The 24,993-nt window shown below is 70.3% G+C and carries 7 protein-coding genes; 1 reads left to right on the top strand and 6 read right to left on the bottom strand.

Annotated elements, in window-relative coordinates; all coding sequences use genetic code 11:
* The first annotated feature begins 8 nt into the window (after nt 1–8).
* Nucleotides 9–938 carry a sugar kinase gene (locus GO999_RS19980; protein WP_020830327.1) on the top strand — a complete coding sequence of 310 codons (930 nt, stop codon included), beginning with the start codon at nt 9–11 and terminating at the stop codon, nt 936–938.
* A gap of 6 nt (nt 939–944) precedes the next feature.
* Here the strand turns inward: GO999_RS19980 and GO999_RS19975 are convergent, their stop codons facing one another.
* The 6 genes from GO999_RS19975 to GO999_RS19950 form a co-directional block, all read right to left on the bottom strand.
* Nucleotides 945–2,117 (bottom strand): beta-barrel domain-containing protein, encoded by a 1,173-nt coding sequence (locus GO999_RS19975; RefSeq protein ID WP_020830326.1) that lies wholly within the window; start codon nt 2,115–2,117, stop codon nt 945–947.
* Complete coding sequence (locus tag GO999_RS19970; protein ID WP_211907157.1) at nt 2,114–4,333, bottom strand: type I secretion system permease/ATPase; 2,220 nt, start codon at nt 4,331–4,333, stop codon at nt 2,114–2,116. Before GO999_RS19970 ends, GO999_RS19975 begins: the two co-directional genes overlap by 4 nt.
* Nucleotides 4,326–5,771: a TolC family protein gene (locus GO999_RS19965; protein ID WP_211907156.1), complete on the bottom strand. Its 1,446-nt coding sequence runs from the start codon at nt 5,769–5,771 to the stop codon at nt 4,326–4,328. The genes GO999_RS19970 and GO999_RS19965 overlap by 8 nt, the downstream gene beginning before the upstream one ends.
* A gap of 132 nt (nt 5,772–5,903) precedes the next feature.
* Entirely contained in the window at nt 5,904–20,606 is a 14,703-nt protein-coding gene (locus tag GO999_RS19960; RefSeq protein ID WP_211907155.1) for an Ig-like domain-containing protein, read from the bottom strand.
* 738 nt (nt 20,607–21,344) lie between these two features.
* Complete coding sequence (locus GO999_RS19955; RefSeq protein ID WP_211907154.1) at nt 21,345–23,375, bottom strand: hybrid sensor histidine kinase/response regulator; 2,031 nt, start codon at nt 23,373–23,375, stop codon at nt 21,345–21,347.
* 124 nt (nt 23,376–23,499) lie between these two features.
* On the bottom strand, nt 23,500–24,774 hold the full coding sequence (locus GO999_RS19950; protein WP_011004464.1) for an MFS transporter: 1,275 nt from the start codon (nt 24,772–24,774) through the stop codon (nt 23,500–23,502).
* Between the last annotated feature and the right edge of the window lie 219 nt (nt 24,775–24,993).

Genomic DNA, 24,993 nt, shown 5'->3' with positions numbered 1-24,993 from the left:
GGGCGGGCATGGCGGACATCCTCGCTTACGGCGAAGCGCTGATCGAATTCAACCAGACCGACCCGGGCAGCGCCGCGTGGGCGCTCGGCTACGGCGGCGACACGTCCAACTTCTGCATCGCGGCCGCGCGGCAGGGCGCGCGCACCGGCTACGTCAGCGCGGTGGGCGCCGACCGCTTCGGCCAGGCCCTGCGTACGCTGTGGCAGGCCGAGGGCGTCGATCACACCTGGGTGCAGACCGATCCGCAGGCCCCGACCGGCCTGTACTTCGTCTCGCACGACGCGCGCGGCCACCATTTCGACTACCTGCGCGCCGGCTCGGCCGCGAGCCGCTTCCAGACCGCGCAGCTGCCGCTGCAGGCCATTGCGGCGGCCAGGGTCTTCCACCTGTCGGGCATCAGCCTGGCGATCAGCGACACCGCCTGCGATGCCGGCCTGGCGGCGATGGCGCATGCGCGCGCCGCCGGCGTGACGGTGTCGTTCGACACCAACCTGCGCCTGCGGCTGTGGCCGCTGGCGCGTGCCCGCGCGGTGATGCGCGAGGCGATGCGCACCTGCGACCTGTGCCTGCCCAGCTGGGACGACGTCACCGTGCTGCTCGATTGCCACGACCGCGATGCCATCGTCGATACGCTGCTCGGCTGGGGCATCCGGCTGGTGGCGCTCAAGATGGGCGCGGAAGGCTGCTACGTGGCCACGCCCGAGGCGCGCACGCTGGTGCCGCGCCATCCGGTGGCGGCGGTCGATGCGACCGGCGCGGGCGATTGCTTCGGCGGCGCCTTCGTCGCGCGCATCGTGGCGGGCGACACGCCGCAGGACGCGGCTCGCTACGCGAACGTGGCGGCGGCGCTGTCGACCACCGGCTACAGCGCCGTCGCGCCGATCCCGCGTGCCGAGGCGGTGCGCGCGGCGCTGGCGGGGGCGGCCGCGGCGCTGTAGCGCGGCTTACCGCTCCCGCAGCGCTTCCGCCGCGCGGTTCAGCGGCTTGATCAGGTAATCGAGCACGGTCCGGCGCCCGGTGCGGATTTCCGTGGTCGCCACCATCCCGGGCAGGATCGGGTGGCGCTTGCCGTCCTTCGTCTCGAGATAGGCATGCCGGGTCAGCGCGTAGACGCGGTAGTAGTAGACGCGCCGGTCGACCTGGTCTTCGATCGTGTCCGGCGAGATGCGCTCGACTCTGGCCGGCAGCGAGCCGTAGATGGACGACTCGAAGGCCGTGATCTTGACCGTCGCCTCCTGCCCCGGGTGGATGAAGGCGATGTCCCGCGGGCTCAGGCGCGCTTCGATCAGCAACTGGTCGTCCAGCGGCACGATCTCCATCAGCACGCCGCCCGCGCCCACCACGCCGCCGATCGTGGAGACCCGGATGTCCTTGACGATGCCGCGCGCGGGCGAGGTGATGACGGTGCGGCGCAGTTGGTCGGCGCGGCCTTCGCGCACCTTGAGCAGGGGGCCGAGGTCCGCCATGGTGGAGGCGTAGTCGGCCTTGAGCGCGACGTAGTATTCGCTCTGCGTGGCGGCGAGCTTGGTGGCGAACTCGGCGGCCCGCTGCTTGAGCCGCAGGATTTCGACCTCGTTGGTCGCGCCGGTGCGCAGCAGCGGCATCGCGATCTTCAGTTCGTCTTCGGCTAGCCGCAACTGCTCGCGCAGGTTGGCGACGTTCTCGCGGAAGGCGCGCCGGTTGGCCGCGAACAGCTGGCGCTCCCGGTCCGTCACGGCTTTTTCCCTGGCCAGCTCGGGCGGGAAGGTGACCTCGGGCAGGTCGTCCATCTCGGCGCGCAGCCGCGCGGCGCGGGCCTGCAGCGCGGAGATGCGCTCCAGCGCCTCTTCCATCGACGAGCGGGCCTGCACCGGGTCCAGCGTGGCCAGCTTCTGGCCGGCCTCGACCACGTCGCCCTCGCGCGCCGCCAGCTCGGACAGGATGCCGCCTTCCAGGCTCTGGATGACCTGTCCCTTGGAGGCCGGCGTCACCTTGCCCTCGCCGATGGCCACTTCGTCGAGCCCGGCGAACGCCGCCCACACCAGGAAGACCGCGATGGCCGCGCAGATCAGCCAGAGGATGGCGCGCGCGCGCAGCGCCTCGCGCAGGCCGCGCATGGGGTTGGCGATGCGGTTCATCGCGTCGCCTCCGCGGCGTGCACCGGCTGCGGCCGGCGGGCGGCCTCCTGGTTGGCGGCGGTGCCGCGCAGGCCGGCCAGGATCTCGTCCTTCGGCCCGTCGCGCACGATCCGTCCGCCGTCGATGACGATGATGCGGTCCACCAGCGACAGCACCGGGTAGCGGTGGGTGGCGACGATCAGGGTGCGCTGGCCGAGCCACGGCTTCATCCGCTCGATGATGGCGGCCTCGGTCGCCTCGTCGAGCGAAGCGGTCGGCTCGTCCAGCAGCAGCACGTTGGGCGAGCGCAGGAATGTGCGCGCCAGGATCAGCGCCTGCTTCTGGCCGCCCGACAGGCCCAGCCCGCTTTCGCGCAGCTGCAGGTCGAGGCCGTGCGGCTGGTTGAGCAGTAGCTGGTCGGCGCAGGACAGCCGCATGGCGGCGAGGATGGCCTCGTCGCTGGCGAGCGGGCTGGCGATCCGCATGTTCTCGCGCAGCGTGCCGAAGAACAGGCTCGATTCCTGCAGCACCATGCCGACGTCGCGCCGGACGTCGGCGACGTCGATCAGGGGCAGCGGCGTGTCATTGAGCAGGATGCGGCCCTGGACGGGCGTTGCCAGGCCGCCGAGCAGCCGCAGCAGCGTGGACTTGCCGGCGCCGACGCGGCCCAGGATGGCGACGCGCTCGCCCGCCTCGATCGACAGGCGTGGCAGGGTCAGCACCGGCTTCTCTTCGGGGTCGAAGCCGTAGGCCACGTTGTCGAAGCGATACCGGCCGATCAGCGCGGGCTTGTGGTAAGCGTCCTTCGCGGGATCGTGGTCGACCGGCAGCGAGAGCAGGCTGTCCAGCCCCTTCTTGCCGACCCGCACGTTCTGCACCCGCGCGAGCACGGCGGGAATCTGGCCGAGCGGCGCGATGGTGCGGCTGGTGAGGATCGAGCAGGCCAGCACCGCGCCGAACGACAGGCTGGCATCGAGCATGCCGTAGACACCGGTGACCAGCACGCCGACATAGGCGAACTGCTGCACCGTCGACGCGAGGTTGACCAGCAGCCCGCCGAGATGGCGCTGCTTCAGGCCGATGTCGGCGTTGACGCGGTTGGTGTGGTTCCACAGGTGGCGGAAGCGCGGTTCGGCCTGCAGCGTCTTGATGTCTTCGACCCGGTAGATCGACTCCATCAGGATGGCATTGCGCACCGCGGCCTCGGCCAGGCCCGCGTTCGACAGCTTCGCCAGCGGAATCTGCGCGAGCACGCCCGGCAGGATCAGCAGCGGAATCGCGGCCAGCGGCACGAAGGCGAGCGGCCCGCCCAGCAGCCAGATGATGCACAGGAAGGCCGCCACGAACGGCAGGTCGATCAGCACGCCCAGCGTGCTCGAGGTCAGCAGCTCGCGCAGCTGTTCGAGATCGCGCAGCTGGGCGATCAGCGTGCCGGGCGACCGGGGCCGCGCGTCGTTGCGGATGTCGAGCACGCGCGCGAAGAACATCGCCGAGAGCTTGAGGTCGGCCGCCTTGCCGAAGTGGTCGGCGATCGCCACGCGCGCGGTCCGCAGCAGCAGTTCGAGCAGCAGCGCGAGCGCCACGCCCGAGGCGAGCACCCACAGCGTGTGCGTGGAGCGCGCGGGCACCACGCGGTCCCACACCTGCATCGCGAACAGCGAGGTGCCGACCGCCAGCAGGTTGCCGAACAGCGAGCCCGCGCCCAGTTCGAGCAGCAGCGGCCAATGGCCCGTGAAGAGATCCTGCAGCCAGGTGTTGGGCCGGGCCGCCAGGTAGGCGTCGAGCCGGCCATCGCGCCGCACCGTGTGCTCGTGCACCAGCAGGATGCGGGACGGCGTGCCGTGCCCGGGGCCGTCGAGCGGGAGCGCGCGCTCGACGGTCTTGCCGTCGATGGCGAGCAGCACCGTCAACCGCCCGCCCGCCACCGCCACCGCCACGCCGATGTGCCGGCCGTCGATCGGCACCAGCGCCGGCAGCATCACCGGGGAGAGCTGCGCCACGGGCAGCTCGACGAACTGCGCGGTGAGGCCGGCGGACGCGGCCAGGTCAACGATGGCCGCGTCGGGCTCGGCGTGCTTCGACCAGGCGGCGGCGCTGCGCACGAGCTCGGGCGAGACCGACAGCCCGAGGTGGCGCGCGGCCAGCAGCAGGGGCTCGACCCAGCGGCCGGCTTCGCGCGCGCCGGTATCGTCGTTGGCCGGCACCGGGGCTGCTTCGAGGCGGGCGGGGTCAGTCATGGCGGTCGCCTCCTTGCGCGCGCAGCCGGTCCACGAAGAGGCCGACCGCGACGTAGGCCTTGATCCGGGCGAGCGCGCCGTCGGCGTTGGCGTTGATCCACTCGACCTCGGATTGGAAGATGTCGCGTTCCGGGGTGAGGACGTCGGTCAGGGTGCGTTTGTTGAGCATGTATTCCTGCCAGTAGAGATCGCGCGAGGCGCGCGCGAGCGTGATGACGTTCTGGTAGCTCGCCAGGCGCGCCGAGGCGCCGTCGGCTTCGGTCCTGGCGGCGTGCAGGGCGCTGCGGGTCACCAGGCGATGGTTTTCCAGGCTTTCCCGGCTGGCGCGCAGGTCGGCCCGGGCGGCGGCGATCTGGTGCCGGTTGAGATTGCCGAACGAGAAGCTGCCGCTCAGCGACAGGCCGATCCACGTGTCGTTGCTGGCGTTGGCGCGGCCGGTCGAGACGGCGCGGCTGACACCGATGCCGAGCGACGGGAAGCGCTCGGCATCGGCGAAGCCGACGCGGGCATCGGCGGCTTGCACGGCGGCGCCGGCGGCCAGCACCGACGGGGTGTGCTCGATGTCCTCGCCGCTGTCGCCCAGGCCGCGGACGAAGCCGACGGTTCCGGCAAGGTCGGCCACGCGCTGCGGGCGTGCGCCGATCAGTTCCGTGAGCTTGGCGGCGGCGACGTCGAAGCGCGTGTTGGCCTTCAGCACCTCGGCCTCGGCGCGCAGGATGGCGAGGTCGGCGAGATTGCGGTCGGACGAGACCGACAGGCCCGCCCGCACGCGGTCCACGATCTTCACGCGCGTCTCGCGCAGCGCCGCGACCTGGCGCCGCGCCGCGGCGATCACGTCCTGGCTCGCCGCCAGTTCGACGAAGGTGGCGGCCGTGTTGTACGCCACGGTCTCGACCGTGTCGGCGAGCTGGTACTGCTTCTGGTTCAGCGTTGCGTCGGCCGCGGCAATGCGGCTCGCGGTCCGCCCGAAGTCGTAGACCAGCTGGTTGACGCCCACCGAGGCGCGCGCGCCGGTACTGTTGCCGCTGCTGCCGAAGCTGCCGCCGTATCCGGGCCGGACACCGTATTCGATCTTCGGGTACCAGGCGGCTTGCGCGACCTCGACTTCCGCCGAGCGCTGCGCGACCTCGGCGTTGGCGCGGCTGATGTCGGGATGGCGCGCGATCGCGACGCCGACGGCGTTGCGCAGCGACAGGTTGTCGAGGGCTACCCGGAACGTCGCGCCACCGGCGCTTTGTGTGGTGTCCGGACGGCTCGGGCTGGCCGCCGCGGGCCTGGCCATGTCGTCGGCCGGCGGCACGGGTGCGGCGTGGCCGGCAGGCAGACCGGCCAGGAGCGCGAGCGTCAGGAACCACCGGTCATGGAACAGGACTGCGTTGGCCGCGCGGCGTGCACGCGGCCGGTTGCCTCTCAGGCGGGCAATGCATCTGGATGTCATCAGCAATACAACAACAGCGTTCCGTCGGAGACAGGGCAAAGCTTCCCCCCGCCCGTCTCGCGGCGGACAAATCGTCGGGCATGTCGCAGCCGGGGAGACGGGCGGGCCCGCCTCCCCGGTCCACCATCGCGGTCAGACCAGGATCTGATGGTTCGCCAGCAGTGTCTCCAGGTTGGTCGTCACGTTGGTCAGCGTGACGAGCGTGGTGGCGCTGTAGGTGGTGCCGGCGCCGTCGCGGTCGATGGTGATCACCGTGTTGCCGGCGCCGTCGCTGGTGGCCGTCAGGTACTGGCCGATCGTGTCGCCCGAATCGATCGTCGCCACGCCGTTGACGTAGTGGGCCGCGCCGTCGGCTTCCGGGGTGTAGCCGACCAGCAGGGCGGACACGTCGATCCGGTCGGCGGTGGCATCGTCGGGGCCGGAGGCGAGCGTGAAGTCGGTGATGGTGTCCGCACCGTTGCCGCCGGTGTTGTCCGCCGCGTTGACTTCCCACAGGAAGATGTCGCCGCCCGCGCCGCCCGTCAGCGTGTCGTTGCCGGCACCGCCGATCAGGATGTCGTTGCCGTCGCCGCCGTTGAGCACGTCGTTGCCGGCACCGCCGCGCAGCAGGTCGTTGCCGGCGCCGCCGTTCAGCGTGTCGGCGCCGGCGTAGCCGTAGAGGCGGTCGTTGCCCGAGGTGCCGGTGAGCGTGTCGTTGCCCGAGGTGCCCTCGATGATGGCCGCCGGCTGGGTGGTGCCCAGCAGCGACACGTTCAGCAGCTGGCCGGCGTTGGCCGTGCTGCTCAGGCTGGTCGAGTCGGTGGCCTGGATCGTGACGCTGCTCAGCAGGCTGGCATTGATGCCGAGCAGCCCGCCGCCGCTGAGCGTGACCGAGCCGAGAAACTCGTTGAGCCTCAGGTTGTCGATCGTGCCGCCGTCGGTGGCCGTGATCGTCATCGTGGACGAGGCGGCGATGCCCAGGATGCCGTTGTTGTTGACGACGCTGAACTGCAGCCCCAGTTCCGACGCCAGCGCCGAGTTGGCGTTGTACTGGCTCGTGGACAGCAGGCTGGCCACGCCACCGTAGTGGAGCACCACGGACTGGATGTTGTTGTTGTAGTCGGTCGCGGCGAAGAGCTGCTGCTGGCTGAAGTCGATCAGGTCAAACAGGTTGGCGCCCGCGATGCCGAGCAGCCCGGCCGACTGCTGGACCGACACCACCGGCGCGGCGGTCGTCTGGATGGTGAAAGCCTGCGAACTGGCGGTACCCGCGTTGCCCGCCGCATCGACCACGCGCGTCATCGCGGTATGGCCGCCGGCGGCAAACTGGGCCACCGGATACCAGCTCCAGCTGGTGCCGCTGACGACGGCATCGGACCAGGTCGTCCCGCCGTCCAGGCTGACCTGCACGGTTTCGCCGGTGCCGAGCGCTGCGCTCACCGTGCCGCTCAGGGTCGGCGCGGTATCGCCCGTGATCCAGTCCCCGGTGGTGCCCGTGTCGGCGGTCAGCGTGGTGAGGGTGGCCGTGGTGGTGGGCGCAACGGTGTCCACCGTCAGGGTGAACGCCGTGGTGGCGGTGCTGACGTTGCCGGCGGCATCGGTGGCGGTGGCGGTGAGGCTGTGGCTGCCATCGGTCAGCCCCGTGGTTGGCGTGAAGGTCCAGTTGCCCGAAGCATCGGCGGTGGTGGTGCCGAGCAGCGTGGTGCCGTCGAGGATGCTGATGGTGCTGTTGGCTTCAGCGGTGCCGGCCAGCGTCGGTGTGGCGTCGTTGGTGCTGCCGCCGGAGGTGAGCGCACCCGTGACCGGTGCCACATCGTCCGTGACGCTGACAAGGGCCGGCGTGGCCGGGGCGGCGGTGTCCACCGTCAGGGTGAATGCCGAGGTGGCGGTGCTGACATTGCCGGCGGCGTCGGTGGCGGTGGCGGTGAGGCTGTGGCTGCCATCGGTCAGCCCCGTGGTTGGCGTGAAGGTCCAGTTGCCCGAAGCATCGGCGGTGGTGGTGCCGAGCAGCGTGGTGCCGTCGAGGATGCTGATGGTGCTGTTGGCTTCAGCGGTGCCGGCCAGCGTCGGTGTGGCGTCGTTGGTGCTGCCGCCGGAGGTGAGCGCACCCGTGACCGGCGCCACATCGTCCGTGACGCTGACAAGGGCCGGCGTGGCCGGGGCGGCGGTGTCGACCGTCAGGGTGAATGCCGAGGTGGCGGTGCTGACATTGCCGGCGGCGTCGGTGGCGGTGGCGGTGAGGCTGTGGCTGCCATCCGCCAGCGCCGTAGTCGGCGTGAAGGTCCAGTTGCCGGAGGCATCGGCGGTGGTGGTGCCGAGCAGCGTGGTGCCGTCGAGGATGCTGACGGTGCTGTTGGCTTCAGCGGTGCCGGCCAGCGTCGGTGTGGCGTCGTTGGTGCTGCCGCCGGCGGTGAGCGCACCCGTGACCGGCGCCACATCGTCCGTGACGCTGACGAGGACTGGCGTGGCTGGGGCAGCGGTGTCCACCGTGAGGGTGAATGCCGAGGTGGCGGTGCTGACATTGCCGGCCGCGTCGGTGGCGGTGGCAGTGAGGCTGTGGCTGCCGTCCGCCAGCGCCGTAGTCGGCGTGAAGGTCCAGTTGCCGGAGGCATCAGCGGTGGTGGTGCCGAGCAGCGTGGTGCCGTCGAGGATGCTGATGGTGCTGTTGGCTTCAGCGGTGCCGGCCAGCGTCGGTGTGGCGTCGTTGGTGCTGCCGCCCGAGGTGAGCACACCCGTGACCGGTGCGACATCGTCCGTGACGCTGGCGACGACCGGCGTGGCCGGGGCGGCGGTGTCCACCGTCAGTGTGAACGCCGAGGTGGCAGTGCTGACGTTGCCGGCCGCATCGGTGGCCGTGGCGGTGAAGCTGTGGCTGCCATCAGCCAGGGCCGTGGTCGGCGTGTAGGTCCAGTTGCCGGAGGCGTCGGCGGTGACGGTGCCGAGCAGCGTGCTGCCATCGAAAATGCTGATGGTGCTGTTGGCCTCGGCGGTGCCGGTCAGCGTCGGGGTGGCGTCGTTGGTACTGCCACCAGCCGTGATGGCGCCCGTGACCGGCGCGACGTCGTCGGTGACGGTGGTGATGACCGGTGTGGCCGGGGCCGCGGTGTCCACCGTCATCGCGAACGCCGAACTGGCTGTGCTGACATTGCCGGCCGCGTCGGTGGCGGTGGCCGTGATGCTGTGGCTGCCGTCGGTCAGGGCGGTGGTCGGCGTGAAGGTCCAGTTGCCCGAGGCGTCCGCCGTGGTGGTGCCGAGCAGCGTGGTGCCGTCGAGGATGCTGACGGTGCTGTTGGCTTCAGCGGTGCCGGTTAGCACCGGCATGGCGTCGTTGGTGCTGCCGCCGGCCGTGATGGCACCCGTCACTGGTGCGACGTTGTCGGTGACGGTGCTGATGACCGGTGCGGCCGGGGCGGAGGTGTCCACCGTCAGCGTGAAGGCCGAGCTGGCGGTGCCGACGTTGCCGGCCGGATCGGTGGCCGTGGCGGTGAGGCTGTGGTTGCCGTCAGCCAGCGGTTGGATTGGCGTGAAGGTCCAGTTGCCCGAGGCATCGGCGACCGTGGCGCCAATCAGCGTGGCGCCGTCGAAGATGCTGATCATGTTGTGGGCCTCGGCGGTGCCGGTCAGCGTCGGGGTGGCGTCGTTGGTGCTGCCGCCAGCCGTGACGGCGCCCGTCACCGGCGCGACGTTATCGGTGACGGTGGTGATGACCGGTGTGGGTGGGGCATCGGTGTCGACCGTCAGCGTGAAGGCCGTGCTGGCGGTGCTGACGTTACCCGCTGTATCGGTCGTGGTGGCGGTCAGGCTGCGGCTGCCGTCCGCCAGCGACGTGGTCGGCGTGAAGGTCCAGTTGCCGGAGGCATCGGCGGTGGTGGTGCCGAGCAGCGTAGTGCCATCGAAGACGCTGATGGTGCTGTTGGCTTCGGCGGTGCCGGTCAGGGTCGGCGTGGCGTCGTTGGTGGCGCCGCCGGCGGCGATGGTGCCCGTCAGCGGAGCGACGTTATCTGTGACGCTGACGAGGACCGGTGCGGCCGGGGCGGCGGTGTCCACCGTCAGGGCGAATGCCGAGCTGGCGGTGCTGACATTGCCGGCGGCATCGGTGGCGGTGGCGGTGAGGCTGTGGCTGCCGTCGGCCAACGCTGTGGTCGGCGAGAAGGTCCAGTTGCCCGAGGCATCGGCGGTGGTGGTGCCGACCAGTGTGATGCCGTCGAAGATGCTGATGGTGCTGTTGGCCTCGGCGGTGCCGGTCAGCGTCGGGGTGGCGTCGTTGGTGGTGCCGCCGGCCGTGATGGCACCCGTCACCGGCGCGACGTTGTCGGTGACGGTGCCGACGACCGGTGTGGCCGGTGCGGCGGTGTCCACCGTCAGCGTGAACGCTGAGCTGGCAGCGCTGACATTGCCGGCGGCATCGGTGGCCGTGGCGGTGAAGCTGTGGCTGCCGTCGGTCAGGGCGGTGGTTGGCGTGAACGTCCAGTTGCCGGAGGCATCGGCGGTGGTGGTGCCGAGCAGCGTGGTGCCATCGAAGACGCTGACGGTGCTGTTGGCCACGGCGGTACCGGCCAGTGTCGGGGTGGCGTCGTTGGTGCTGCCGGCGGCGGCGATGGCGCCCGTCACCGGCGCGACGTCGTCGGTGACGGTGGTGATGACCGGTGTGGCCGGGGCCGCGGTGGCGACCGTCAGCGTGAAGGCCGAACTGGCGGGGCTGACGTCGCCGGTCGCATTGGTGGCCGTGGCGGTGAGGCTGTGGCTGCCGTCGGTCAGGGCGGTGGTCGGCGTGAAGGTCCAGTTGCCGGAGGCATCGGCGGTGGTGGTGCCGAGCAGCGTGGTGCCATCGAAGACGCTGATGGTGCTGTCGGCCTCGGCCGTACCGGTCAGCGTCGGCGTGGCGTCGTTGGTGCTGCCGCCGGCGGTGATGGCGCCCGTGATCGGTGTGACGTCATCGGTGACGGTGCTGATGACCGGAGCGGCCGGCGCGGTGTTCACCGCCGTCACCGTGACCGTCGCAGCCGGGCTGACGTTGCCGGCCGGGTCGGTGGCGGTGGCGCTGACGACGGTGCCACTGGCCAGCGGTGTTGTCGGCGTGTAGGTCCAGGTGCCCGAAGCATCGGCGGTGGTGGTGCCGAGCAGCGTGGTGCCGTCGGAGACGCGGATGGTGCTGCTGGCCTCGGCGGTACCGGAGAGCGTGGTGCCAGTGGTCGGGTTGAGTACCGGTGCGGCAGGCGCTGCCGTGTCCACGGTCAGGGTGAACGCCGTGCTGGCGGTGCTGACGTTGCCGGCCGCATCGGTGACCGTGGCGGTGAGGCTATGGCTGCCGTCGGTCAGCGCCGTAGTCGGCGTGAAGGTCCAACTGCCCGAGGCATCAGCGGTGGTGGTGCCCAGCAGCGTGGTGCCATCGAAGATGCTGACGGTGCTGTTGGCCTCGGCGGTGCCGGCGAGCGTCGGGGTGGCGTCGTTGGTGCTGCCGCCGGCGGTAATGGCGCCCGTCACCGGCGCGACATCGTCGGTGACGGTGCTGATGACCGGTGTGGCCGGGGCATCGGTGTCCACCGTCAGCGTGAAGGCTGAGCTGGCGGTGCTGACATTGCCCGTCGCATCGGTGGCCGTGGCGGTGAGGCTGTGGCTGCCGTCGGTCAGGGCGGTGGTCGGTGTGAAGGTCCAGTTGCCCGAGGCGTCGGCGGTGGTGGTGCCCAGCAGCGTGGTGCCATCGAAGACGCTGATGGTGCTGTAGGCCTCGGCGGTGCCGGTCAGCGCCGGGGCGGCGTCGTTGGTGCTGCCGCCAGCCGTGATGGCCCCCGTGACGGGGGAGACGGCGTCGGTGACGGTGGTGATCACCGGTGCGGCCGGGGCCGTGGTGTCCACCGTCAGGGCGAATGCCGAGCTGGTGGTGCTGACGTTGCCGGCCGGATCGGTGGCCGTGGCGGTGAGGCTGTGGCTGCCGTCGGTGAGTGCGGTGGTCGGCGTGAAGGTCCAGTTGCCGGAGGCATCGGCGGTGGTGGTGCCGAGCAGCGTGGTGCCGTCGAAGACGCTGATGGTGCTGTTGGCTTCGGCGGTGCCGGTCAGCACCGGCATGGCGTCGTTGGTGCTGCCACCGGCGGTGATGGCGCCCGTCACCGGCGCGGCGCGATCGGTGACGGTGCTGATGACCGGTATGGTCGGGGCATCGGTGTCGACCGTCAGCGTGAAGGCCGAACTGGCGGTGCCGACATTGCCGGCCGCATCGGTGGCCGTGGCGGTGAAGCTGTGGCTGCCGTCGGTCAGCGGCGTGCTCGGCGTGAAGGTCCAGTTGCCCGAAGCATCGGCGGTGGTGGTGCCGAGCAGCGTGGTGCCGTCGAAGACGTTGATGGTGCTGTTGGCCTCGGCGGTGCCGGCGAGCGTCGGGGTGGTGTCGTTGGTGCTGCCGCCGGCGGCGACGGTGCCCGTGATCGGCGCGACGTCATCGGTGACGGTGCCGATGACCGGTGCGGCCGGGGCGGCGGTGTCCACCGTCAGGGTGAATGCCGAGGTGGCGGCGCTGACGTTGCCGGCCGCATCGGTGGCCGTGGCGGTGAGGCTGTGGCTGCCGTCGGTCAGCGCCGTAGTCGGCGTGTAGGTCCAGTTGCCGGAGGCATCGGCGGTGGTGGTGCCGAGCAGCGTGGTGCCGTCGAAGATGCTGACGGTGCTGTTGCCCTCGGCGATGCCGGTCAGGGTCGGGTTGGCATCGTTGGTGCTGCCACCGGCCGTGATGGTGCCCGTCACCGGAGCAACGGCGTCGGTGACGGTGCCGATGACCGGCGTGGCCGGGGCGGCGGTGTCCACCGTCAGGGTGAAGGCCGAGCTGGCGGTGCTGACGTTGCCGGCCGCATCGGTGGCCGTGGCGGTGAGGCTATGGCTGCCGTCGATCAGCGCCGTAGTCGGCGTGAAGGTCCAACTGCCCAAGGCATCGGCGGTGGTGGTGCCGAGCAGCGTGGTGCCGTCGAAGACGTTGATGGTGCTGTTGGCCTCGGCGGTGCCGGTCAGCGTCGGGGCGGCGTCGTTGGTGCTGCCACCGGACGTGATGGTGCCCGTCACCGGAGCAACGGCGTCGGTGACGGCGCTGATGACCGGTGTGGCCGGGGCGGCGGTGTCCACCGTCAGGGTGAATGCCGAGGTGGCGGCGCTGACGTTGCCGGCCGCATCGGTGGCCGTGGCGGTGAGGCTATGGCTGCCGTCGGTGAGTGCTGCAGTCGGCGTGAAGGTCCAGTTGCCCGAGGCATCGGAGGTGGTGGTGCCGAGCAGCGTGGTGCCGTCGAAGACGTTGATGGTGCTGTTGGCCTCGGCGGTGCCGGTCAGCGTCGGCGTGGCGTCGTTGGTGCTGCTGCCAGCGGTGATCGCGCCCGTCACCGGTGCGACATCATCGGTGACGGTGCCGATGACCGGCGTGGCCGGGGCGGCGGTATCCACCGTCAGCGTGAATGCCGAGCTGGCGGGGCTGACGTTGCCGGCCGCATCGGTGGCCGTGGCGGTGAGGCTATGGCTGCCGTCGGTGAGTGCTGCAGTCGGCGTGTAGGTCCAGTTGCCGGAGGCATCGGCCGTGGTGGTGCCGAGCAGCGTGGTGCCATCGAAGATGCTGATGGTGCTGTTGGCTTCGGCGGTGCCGGTCAGCGTCGGCGTGGCGTCGTTGGTGCTGCTGCCAGCCGTGATCGCGCCCGTCACCGGTGCGACATCATCGGTGACGGTGCCGATGACCGGCGTGGCCGGGGCGGCGGTATCCACCGTCAGCGTGAAGGCCGCGGTGGCGGGACTGACGCTGCCGGTGGCATCGGTGGCCGTGGCGGTGAGGCTGTGGCTGCCGTCGGTGAGTGCTGCAGTCGGCGTGAAGGTCCAGTTGCCCAACGCATCGGCGGTGGTGGTGCCGAGCAGCGTGGTGCCGTCGAAGATGCTGACGGTGGTATCGGCTTCGGCGGTGCCGGCCAGTGTCGGCGTGGCGTCGTTGGTGCTGCCGCCCGAGGTGAGCGTGCCCGTCACCGGCGAAACATCATCGGTGACGCTGACAAGGACCGGCGCGAGCGGGACGGAGACGTCCACCGTTAGCGTGAAGGCCGAAGTCGCGGTGCTGACATTGCCGGCGGCGTCGGTCGCGGTAGCGGTGAGGCTGTGGTTGCCGTCAGCCAGCGCCGTGGTCGGTGTGAAGGACCAGTTGCCGGAGGCATCGGCAGTGGTGGTGCCGAGCAGCGTGGTGCCGTCGAGGATGCTGATGGTGCTGTTGGCTTCTGCCGTGCCGGCCAGTGTCGGTGTCGGGTCGTTCGTGCTGCCGCCCGAGGTGAGCGTGCCCGTCACCGGAGCAACGGCGTCGGTGACGGCGCTGATGACTGGCGTGGCCGGGGCGGCGGTATCCACCGTCAGGGTGAACGCCGAGGTGGCGGGGCTGACGTTGCCGGCCGCGTCGGTGGCGGTGGCCGTAAGGCTGTGGCTGCCATCAGCCAGCGCCGTGGTCGGCGTGTAGGTCCAGTTGCCGGAGGCATCGGCCGTGGTGGTGCCGAGCAGCGTGGTGCCGTCGAAGATGCTGACGGTGCTGTTGGCTTCTGCCGTGCCGGCCAGCGTCGGTGTGGCGTCGTTGGTGCTGCCGCCCGAGGTGAGCGTGCTCGTCACCGGTGCGACGTCGTCCGTAACGCTGACAAGGACCGGCGCGAGCGGGACGGAGACGTCCACCGTTAGCGTGAAGGCCGAAGTCGCGGTGCTGACATTGCCGGCGGCGTCGGTCGCGGTAGCGGTGAGGCTGTGGCTGCCGTCAGCCAGCGCCGTGGTCGGTGTGAAGGACCAGTTGCCGGAGGCATCGGCCGTAGTGGTGCCGAGCAGCGTGGTGCCATCGAAGACGCTGACGGTGCTGTTGGCTTCTGCCGTGCCGGCCAGTGTCGGTGTCGGGTCGTTCGTGCTGCCGCCCGAGGTGAGCGTGCCCGTCACCGGAGCAACGGCGTCGGTGACGGCGCTGATGACTGGCGTGGCCGGGGCGGCGGTATCCACCGTCAGGGTGAACGCCGAGGTGGCGGTGCTGACGTTGCCGGCCGCGTCGGTGGCGGTGGCCGTAAGGCTGTGGCTGCCATCAGCCAGCGCCGTGGTCGGTGTGAAGGACCAGTTGCCGGAGGCATCGGCAGTGGTGGTGCCGAGCAGCGTGGTGCCATCGAAGATGCTGACGGTGCTGTTGGCTTCTGCCGTGCCGGCCAGCGTCGGTGTGGCGTCGTTGGTGCTGCCGCCCGAGGTGAGCGTGCTCGTCACCGGTGCGACGTCGTCCGTAACGCTGACAAGGGCCGGCGTGGCCGGGGCGGCCGTGTCCACCGTCAATGTGAATGCCGAGGTGGCGGTGCTGACATTGCCAGCGGCGTCGGTGGCGGTGGCGGTGAGGCTGTGGCTGCCATCGGTCAGCCCCGTGGTTGGCGTGAAGGTCCAGTTGCCCGAAGCATCGGCGGTGGTCGTGCCGAGCAGCGTGGTGCCGTCGAGGATGCCGATGGTGCTGTTGGCTTCGGCCGTGCCGGCGAGGGTCGGCGTGGCGTCGTTGGTGCTGCCGCCCGAGGTGAGCGTGCCCGTGACCGGTGCGACGTCGTCCGTGACGCTGCTGATGACCGGCGTGGCCGGGGCGGCGGCATCCACCGTCAGGGTGAACGCCGAGGTGGCGGTGCTGACGTTGCCGGCCGCGTCGGTGGCGGTGGCCGTAAGGCTGTGGCTGCCGTCGGTGAGCGCCGTGGTCGGCGTGAAAGTCCAGTTGCCCGAGGCATCGGCTGCGGTGGTGCCGAGCAGCGTAGTGCCATCGAAGATGCTGACGGTGCTGTTGGCTTCGGCGGTGCCGGCCAGTGTTGGCGTGGTGTCGTTCGTGCCGCCGCCCGACGTGAGTGTGCCCGTGACCGGCGCGACGTTATCCGTGACGCTGGCGACGACCGGTGTGGCGGGGGCGGCGGTGTCGACCGTCAGGGTGAACGCCGAGGTGGCGGTGCTGACGTTGCCTGCCGGGTCGGTGGCGGTAGCCGTGAGGCTGTGGCTGCCGTCGGTCAGCGCCGTGGTCGGTGTGAAGGTCCAGTTGCCGGAGGCATCGGCGGTCGTGGTACCAAGCAATGTGGTGCCGTCGAAGATGCTGATGGTGCTGTTGGGATCGGCGGTGCCAGCCAGCGTCGGCGTGGCGTCGTTGGTGCTGCCGCCCGAGGTGAGCGCACCGGTCACCGGCGCGACGTCGTCCGTGACGCTGGCGACGACTGGTGCGGCGGGGGCGGCGGTGTCCACCGTCAGGGCGAATGCCGAACTGGCGGTGCTGACATTGCCGGCGGTGTCGGTGGCCGTGGCGGTGAGGCTGTGGCTGCCGTCGGTCAGAGCGGTGGTCGGCGTGAAAGTCCAGTTGCCCGAAGCATCGGCGGTGGTGGTACCGAGCAGCGTGGTGCCATCGAAGACGCTGACGGTGCTGCTGGCTTCTGCCGTGCCGGTCAGCGTCGGCGTGGCATCGTTGGTGCTGCTACCAGCCGTGATGGCACCCGTCACCGGCGCGACATCATCGGTGACGGTGCTGATGACTGGCGCGGCCAGCGTGGTGCCAGTCGGTGCCACAGTGACCGTCGCAGCCGGGCTGACGTTACCGGCCGGGTCGGTGGCGGTGGCGCTGACGACGGTGCCGTTGGTCAGCGGTGTCGTCGGCGTGTAGGTCCAGTTGCCGGAGGCATCGGCTGTGACGGTGGCATCGGGCGTGCCGTCGCCGTTCAGATCGAGGCCAACGGTGGCGCCGGGTTCGGCGGTGCCGGAGAGCGTGGTGCCATCGGTCGGGTTGAGCGTCGGTGCGGCCGGCGCGGCCGTGTCCACTGTGAGGGGGAACGCCGAGCTGGCGGCGCTGACGTTGCCCGCTGTATCGGTCGCGGTGGCGGTGAGGCTGTGGCTGCCGTCGGTTAGGGCGGTGGTCGGCGTGAAAGTCCAGTTGCCCGAAGCATCGGCGGTGGTGGTGCCGAGCAGCGTGGTGCCGTCGAAGATGCTGATGGTGCTGTTGGCTTCGGCCGTACCGGTCAGTGTCGGGGTGGCATCGTTGGTGCTGCCTCCGGCAGTGATGGCGCCAGTGACCGGAGCAACATCATCGGTGATGGTGCTGATAACCGGTGTGGCCGGGGCCGCGGTGTCCACCGTCAGGGCGAATGCAGGGCTGGCGGTGCTGACATTGCCCGTCGCATCGGTGGCCGTGGCGGTCAGGCTGTGGCTGCCGTCGGTCAGGGCCGTGGTCGGTGTGAAGGACCAGTTGCCCGAGGCATCGGCGGTGGTGGTGCCGAGCAGCGTGGTGCCGTCGAAGATGCTGATGGTGCTGTTGGCTTCGGCGGTGCCGGTCAGCGTCGGCGTGGCGTCGTTGGTGCTGCCGCCAGCCGTGATGGCCCCCGTGACGGGGGAGACAGTGTCGGTGACGGTGGTGATGACCGGTGCGGCCGGGGCGGCGGTGTCCACCGTCAGGGCGAATGCCAAGCTGGTGGCGCTGACATTGCCTGCCGTGTCGGTGGCCGTGGCGGTCAGGCTGTGGCTGCCGTCGGTCAGGGCGGTGGTCGGTGTGAAGGTCCAGTTGCCCGAGGCGTCGGCGGTGGTGGTGCCGAGCAGCGTGGTGCCATCGAAGATGCTGATGGTGCTGTTGGCTTCGGCGGTGCCGGTCAGCACCGGCATGGCGTCGTTGGTGCTGCCACCGGCCGTAATGTCGCCCGTTACCGGTGCGACGTTATCGGTGACGGTGCTGATGACCGGTATGGCCGGGGCCGCAGTGTCGATCGTCAACGTGAAGGCCGAACTGGCGGCGCCGACGTTGCCGGCCGCATCGGTAGCCGCGGCGGAGAGGCTGTGGCTGCCGTCGGTCAGTGCCGTGGTCGGCGTGAAGGTCCAGTTGCCCAACGCATCGGCGGTGGTGGTGCCGAGCAACGTGGTGCCGTCGAAGATGCTGATGGTGCTGTTGGCCTCGGCCGTACCGGTCAGTGTCGGGGTGGCGTCATTGGTGCTGCCACCGGCGGTGATCGCGCCCGTCACCGGTGCGACGTTATCGGTGACGGTACCGATGACCGGTGTGGCCGGGGCGGCGGTGTCCACCGTCAGGGCGAATACCGAGCTGGCGGGGCTGACGTTGCCGGTCGCGTCGGTGACCGTGGCGGTCAGGCTGTGGCTGCCGTCGGTCAGAGCCGTAGTCGGCGTGAAGGTCCAGTTGCCGGAGGCATCGGCGGTGGTGGTGCCGAGCAGCGTGGTGCCGTCGAAGACGCTGATGGTGCTGTTGGCCTCGGCGGTACCGGTCAGCGTCGGCGTGGCATCGTTGGTGCTGCCACCGGCGGTGATGGCACCCGTCACCGGCGCGACATCATCGGTGACGGTGCTGATGACTGGCGCGGCCAGCGTGGTGCCAGTCGGTGCCACAGTGACCGTCGCAGCCGGGCTGACGTTACCGGCCGGGTCGGTGGCGGTGGCGCTGACGACGGTGCCGTCGGCCAACGGCGTCGTCGGCGTATAGGTCCAGTTGCCGGAGGCATCAGCCGTGACGGTGGCATCGGGCGTGCCATCGCCGTTCAGATCGAGGCTGACCGTACTGCCGGCCTCGGCGGTGCCGGAGAGCGCGGTGCCATTGCTCGGGTTGAGTACCGGTGCGGCGGGAGCGGCCGTGTCCACTGTGAGGGGGAACGCCGAGCTGGCGGCGCTGACGTTGCCGGCCGCATCGGTGGCCGTGGCGGTGAGGCTGTGGCCGCCGTCGGTCAATGCGGTGGTCGGCGTGAAAGTCCAGTTGCCTGAAGCATCGGCGGTGGTGGTACCGAGCAGCGTGGTGCCGTCGAAGATGCTGATGGTGCGGTTGGCTTCGGCGGTGCCGGTTAGCACTGGCATGGCGTCGTTGGTGCTGCCGCCGGCCGTGATGTCGCCCGTCACCGGTGCGACGTTATCGGTGACGGTGCTGATAACCGGTGTGGCCGGGGTCGCGGTGTCGACCGTCAGTGTGAAGGCCGAGCTGGCGGCGCTGACGTTGCCGGCCGCATCGGTGGCCGTGGCGGTGAGGCTGTGGCCGCCGTCGGTCAATGCGGTGGTCGGCGCGAAAGTCCAGTTGCCAGAAGCATCGGCGGTGGTGGTACCAAGCAACGTGGTGCCATCGAAGATGCTGATGGTGCTGTTGGGATCGGCGGTGCCGGTCAGCGTCGGGTTGGCGTCGTTGGTGCTGCTGCCGGCGGCGATGGCGCCCGTCACCGGTGCGACGTCGTCGGTGACGGTGCCGATGATCGGTGTGGCCGGGGCGGCGGTGTCGACCGTCAGGGTGAATGCGGAGCTGGCGGGGCTGACGCTACCGGCCGCATCGGTGGCCGTGGCGGTGAGGCTGTGGCCGCCGTCGATCAATGCGGTGGTCGGCGTGAAAGTCCAGTTGCCAGAAGCATCGGCGGTGGTGGTACCAAGCAACGTCGTGCCGTCGAAGACGCTGATGGTGCTGTTGGCTTCGGCCGTCCCGGTCAGCGTCGGGGTGGCATCGTTGGTGCTGCCACCAGCCGTGATGGCGCCCGTCACAGGAGCAACATCATCGGTGACGGTGCTGATGATCGGCGCGGCCGGCGTGGTGCTCGTCGCTGCCACAGTGACCGTCGCAGCCGGGCTGACGTTACCGGCAGGGTCGGTGGCGGTGGCACTGACGACGGTGCCGTTGGTCAACGGTGTCGTCGGCGTATAGGTCCAGTTGCCGGAGCCATCGGCGGTGACCGTGGCATCGGGCGTGCCGTCGCCATTGAGGTCGAGGCTGACGGTGCTGCCGGCTTCAGCGGTGCCGGAGAGCGTGGTGCCATCGCTCGGATTGAGCGTCGGCGCGGTGGGTGCGGCGGTGTCCACCGTCAGGGTGATTGCCGAGGTGGCGGTGCTGACGTTGCCGGCCGCATCGGTCGCCGTGACAGTGATGCTGTGGCTGCCGTCGGCCAGGGCGGTGGCCGGCGTGAAGGTCCAGTTGCCCGAGGCGTCCGCCGTGGTGGTGCCGATCGCGGTGCCGTTGTCATAGACCGTGATGGTGCTGCCGGCTTCGGCGGTGCCGGCCAGCGTCGGCGTGGCGTCGTTGGTGCTGCTGCCGGACACGATGGCGCCGGTGACCGGGTCGACATCGTCCGTGACGCTGGCGACGACGGGCGAGGCGGGCGCCACCGTGTCCACGGTGAATGCGACGGCGGTCGGGGCGCTGGAAGTGCCGCTGCTGTCGGTCTGGATGGCGGTGACCTGGTGGCTGCCGTCGGACAGCGACGTTAGCGCGTAGCTCCAGTTGCCGTTGGCGTCCGCCGTGACCGTGCCCGTGCTCTGGCCGTCGACGGAGACCGTCACCTGGGCATTGGGCACCGCGCCGGAACCCGTGACCGCGGGCGAGGCGTTGGTGGTGACGACGCCGCTGCCGGCGGTGCGGCCGTCGACCGAGTCCACGCTCACGCTTGCCGGCGGGGCGACCGAACCGCTGCCGGTGCCGGCGCCCACGGCCGCGCTACTGCCACCGCCGCCACCGCCGCCGGCGGCGGCAATACCGGCGCCCAGGCCCACCGCGCCCAGGATGCCCAGCAGCGTGACGGTCGAGCTGCTTTCCGCGATCGCTTCGAGTGTCACCGCCGAGTCAACGATACCGTCTCCCTCGGCGGTCAATGCCCCGTCGAAGACCGCCAGCATCCGGCCGTCTTCCTGCTGGAAGACGAGGTTGTGGAAATCCGTGCCGTTGGCGAAGAACCCCTGGAGCCGCAGCGCATGGCCGTCCTTGAACTCGACAACCAGGTCATTGCCCGAGCGCGCATAGTTGGCAACGTCGTCCTTGTGCGCCGCCACCAGGAAATTGGCGGGACCGTTGGGTGCCGTGACGAACGTCGTAGTCGACGTGACCGGAATGTCGGTGTGATTGCTCAAAACGGACGGCGAAACCATGGGTCAAACTCCTTATCGTTGTGCAGCTGACCGGACAGACATCGAACGGTGCATGGCGGCGGGCCATGCAATGAATGGGACGGCGTCAAGGGTGGCGCGATGTCCCGGCGCGGCCGCCCGGCGGGCACCGTTTCGCATGGAGAACAGGACCGGGCCGGTATTTGCGGTCATGCCGGAATCAGCTTGCGGCATGGTCGCGGCGGGGCGGCCGGTGCATTGGAATGCGTGCTGTTGAATTTGAATGTCGTGCGGGGCCATGTCCGATTCGCCGTATCGGTCGATTGATGGCGAACAGGCTTGCACATCGTGTTCGTGCGGCCATCGACATATTCACCGAGGTATTTTGTTGAGGCATCCGCCGAAGCTTTTTCGGCGTCATTGCTGTGCCGGACCTGCCGATCGATTCGGCTGCGCGCCGGTAAGGCGATTTTCCGGATGTGAATATCTTTGTCTCTCGCGGAGTGGTCTATGCGTTACTTTTATCCGCCGCATATGCGCGTCCCGCCTCTCAGGTGAATTAAGTTGAGAGTTTCGGAAGGGGATTATGGACTGTCAATTAACTAATATTTGACTCAGAATTCATGCGAGTGCCGGTCTGCATGAAGTCATGCTCAATGGTGGTTTTTGATAATCACGGATTGTTTTGCGGCGCTGATTTGAAAAAAGCAATGCCATTTTGGATTACGTCTTTCGAGATAATCCTATCGAGTCATCGGGTTTTCCCGAAGGGGGATGGATTCAGGCGTCCTGCGGTCCGGTGGCCCGCCGGACATTGGCGGCCAGCACGTGGCCGAGTTCGCCGGGGAAGATCGGCTTGGTGATGACGGACTGGTAGCCCGCTTCCTTGGCGGCCTTCAGGCGGATCGGGTCGGCAAAGGCGGTCACGGCGATGGCCGGCAGCGCCGTCAGCCCGCGCGCGCGGATGGCCCGCAGCAGTTGCATGCCGTCCATGCCGGGCATGGCCAGGTCGCTGACCAGCGCATCGAACGGCGGGCCGCCCGCCGCGCGATCGAGCGCATCGAGCGCGGCCGCGCCGCTGGCGACGGTAACGACCTCGGCGCCGTAGCGCTCCAGCATGAGCGCGATCACGCCCAGCGATTCGGCATTGTCGTCCACCACCAGCACGCGCAGGCCGTCGAGCGCCGGCGCGGCTGTCCCGGTGACCAAGCCCGGCGCGCGGCCCGGCGGTTCGTTCGACGGCGGCGCATGCAGCGGCAGGGTCACGGCCATGGTCGTGCCGAGGTCGGCGCCGCTGCTGGCCGCCGTGATGTGCCCGTGGTGCAGCTCCACCAGCTGCTTGGCGATCGCCAAGCCCAGGCCGAGCCCGCCATGACGGCGCGTGCTCGACAGGTCCGCCTGCTGGAAGCGATCGAAGACGTGCGGCAGGAAGGTCGGCTCGATGCCGATACCGGTGTCGCGCACCGTTGCCACCAGGCCGTCCGCGCCGGCCTGCACGGTGATCCGCACATGCCCGCCCTCGGGCGTGAACTTGACCGCATTGGCCAGCAGGTTCCAGAACACCTGCTTGAGTCGGCCGGCGTCGCCCTGCAGCAGCGGCACCGGCAGGTATTCGGTGTCGACCGTGATCTGCTTCTGCCGCGCCATCGGCTCGATGGTCTCGCGCGCGCGCTCCAGCACGTCGGCCAGGTCCACCGGCCCGATCTCCAGCGGCACCTTGCCGGACAGGATGGCCGACATGTCGAGCAGATCGTCGATCAGGTGGACCTGCGTGCGGGCACTGCGCTCGATGGCCTCCAGGCCGCGCCGGAACATGGCCTCGTCGTAAGGGCGCATCGCCAGCAGCTGCGCCCAGCCCAGCACCGCGTTGAGCGGCGTGCGCAGCTCGTGGCTGACGGTGGCCAGGAAGTCGTCCTTCAGGCGGCTGGCGCGCTCGGCTTCCTCGCGGGCGCGCGATTCGGCCTCCAGCAGCAGCGCGCGGCGCGCCTCGGCCTGGCGGTGCTCGGTGATGTCGATGACGGCGTTGGTCAGGCCGATGATCTCGCCGGTGTCGTCGCGCAGCGGCATGACGACCACGTCGTAGACCACGCGCTGGGTGTGCCGGCGGCGGAAGGCGAACTCGACGCGCGTGGGCAAGCCGGTGGCGATCACCCGCTGGCCGGCATCGGTCAGGCGCGAGGCGGCGCGGCGGCCGAACACCTCGCGCACGGTGCGCCCGAGCAGTTCGTGCGGCTGCAGGCCGAACACCGGGTTGTGCACCCAGGTGAAGTGCATCGTGTTATCGACGTCGTACAGCGAGATGGGCGAGGCCTGCAGCGCGGCCAGCAGCCGCTGCTGCGAGACGCGCTGCTGGGTCTCGGCGCGCGCGCGGCGTTCCGCGCCCGCGCGGGCGCGCCGCAGCTGTTCGCACAGCACGCAGATCAGCAGGGTGCCCAGGGCCAGCACCACCAGCTGCGTCGGCGGGATCGGCTGCGCAGGCGGCGGCGAAATCTGCAGGGCCGCCAGCCCCGCGAAGAGCGCGGCATAGCCGGCGATGGCGACCACGCCCGGCCAGAAGCCCCCGTACCACGCGGCCACGGTCACCACCGGAAACGCCAGGTAGAACGGCAGCCGGATGCCGGCGGCCGATTCCAGCATCAGCCGCGCGAACGTGCCCGCGACGGCCGCGCCGATCGCCACCAGCCAGGCGGAGGGCCGGATCGGCGGGGCGTCTCCCTGGGGATGGGTGCTGAAGAGCGCCGCGTCCTGCGCGCGGTGCGCAGCGGGGGCACGAGAGGAAGGATGCAGCAAGGACTTCACGATCGAACGCAAGGCACCATGGCGACCAAGTGCATGACGTCCTCAGCATACGAGCCGGTCAAGCCGCATGCCATCGGGGTTTCGCTGACACGGCTGCCGGACGGCGCCGCGCGCGCGGGCCGGCCGTGGGGCGTGGTTACCCCTCGCCGGCGGGGTGCGCTTCGCGCAGGCGGTCGCGGTGCGTGAGCGCCGGAAACAGGCGCATCCACAGTGCCACCACCAGCAGCGTGCCGAGCCCGCCCAGCACCACCGAAGGCACCGGCCCCAGCATCCCGGCCACCATGCCCGACTCGAACTCGCCCAGCTGGTTGGAGGCGCCCACGAAGACCGAGTTGACCGCGCTCACCCGGCCGCGCATCGCGTCCGGCGTGTCGAGCTGCACCAGCGAGGTCCGGATCACCACGCTGACCATGTCGCCGGCGCCCAGCACCACCAGCGCCAGCATCGACAGCGGCAGCCAGCGCGAGACGCCGAACACCATCGTGGCCAGCCCGAAGAGCGCCACGGCCGCGAACATCACGCGCCCGACGTGCCGTTCCAGCGGCCGGTGCGCCAGGAAGATCGCCATGGCAAGCGCACCGATGGCCGGCGCCGAGCGCAGCAGGCCCAGTCCCCAAGCGCCGGTGCCCAGGATGTCGCGGGCATAGATCGGCAGCAGCGCCGTCGCACCGCCCAACAGCACCGCGAACAGGTCCAGCGAGATCGCGCCCAGCACCACCGGCCGCCCCTTGATGAAGGCGATGCCGGCAAAGAGCGATTCGAGGCTCACCGGCCGGCTGACGGGCGCCGCCCGCCCGGTGCGCACGCAGGCCACCAGCACATGCGCCAGCACGAACAGGCCGGCTGCCGTGGCATAGACCACCGGCGCGCCCGCCACATACAGGAAGCCGCCCACGGCCGGTCCCAGGATGATGCCGGTCTGCCCGGCCGAGCTGGACAGCGCCACCGCGCGCGGCAGCGCCGCCGGCGGCACCAGCGAGGGCAGCAGCGCCTGCAGGGTCGGCGTTTCGAATGCGCGCATCGCGCCGATCACCACCACGAACACGAAGATCGGCTGGATGCTGGCGTGGCCCGTCAGCGTGGCCGCGGCCAGCATGGCGGCCACCAACGCCTCGATCGCCTGGCAAATGCGCACCACGCGCCGCCGGTCGTAGCGGTCGGCGATGTGGCCCGAGGCCAGCACCAGCACCACCGACGGCAGGAACTGCGCGAGCCCCACCAGCCCCAGCACATAGGCGCTGCGCGTCAGGTCATAGATCTGCCAGCCGACCGCCACGCCGAACATCTGGTAGGCGAAGGTGGTGGACAGCCGGGCCAGCCAGAACAGCCGGAAGGCGGGATAGGCGAAGGGCGCGTGCGACAGCGTTTGCGCGGGGGCGGGAGGAGAGGACAGGCCGGCGTCGCCAGACACGTTACAAAAGCGCCGGCAGCCGGCGACGGGTGGGAGTGGGGTGCGGGATGCCCGCCATCGTAGCGCAAGTCATGGGGCGGCGTGGCTCCAGCCCGCGCGGCGGGAATGGCCCTTGCGGGACGCAGCGGCATCGCGCAAAGGCGGCCCGATCCTGGCGGCCTCCCGAATCCGGGCCATCCGATCCCGTGCGCGCAGGCCGGCATCGCACCCGAAGCCGAC

This window comes from Ralstonia nicotianae, assembly GCF_018243235.1.
Lineage (GTDB): Bacteria > Pseudomonadota > Gammaproteobacteria > Burkholderiales > Burkholderiaceae > Ralstonia > Ralstonia nicotianae.
This window is presented reverse-complemented; position numbering and strand designations above follow the sequence as displayed.

Bases quoted from the DNA above. Each gene is read 5' to 3' on its own strand.
- GO999_RS19980 (WP_020830327.1), top strand. From the start codon at position 9: ATGGCGGACATCCTCGCTTACGGCGAAGCGCTGATCGAATTCAACCAG.
- GO999_RS19975 (WP_020830326.1), bottom strand. From the start codon at position 2,117: ATGAACCGCATCGCCAACCCCATGCGCGGCCTGCGCGAGGCGCTGCGC.
- GO999_RS19970 (WP_211907157.1), bottom strand. From the start codon at position 4,333: ATGACTGACCCCGCCCGCCTCGAAGCAGCCCCGGTGCCGGCCAACGAC.
- GO999_RS19965 (WP_211907156.1), bottom strand. From the start codon at position 5,771: ATGACATCCAGATGCATTGCCCGCCTGAGAGGCAACCGGCCGCGTGCA.
- GO999_RS19960 (WP_211907155.1), bottom strand. From the start codon at position 20,606: ATGGTTTCGCCGTCCGTTTTGAGCAATCACACCGACATTCCGGTCACG.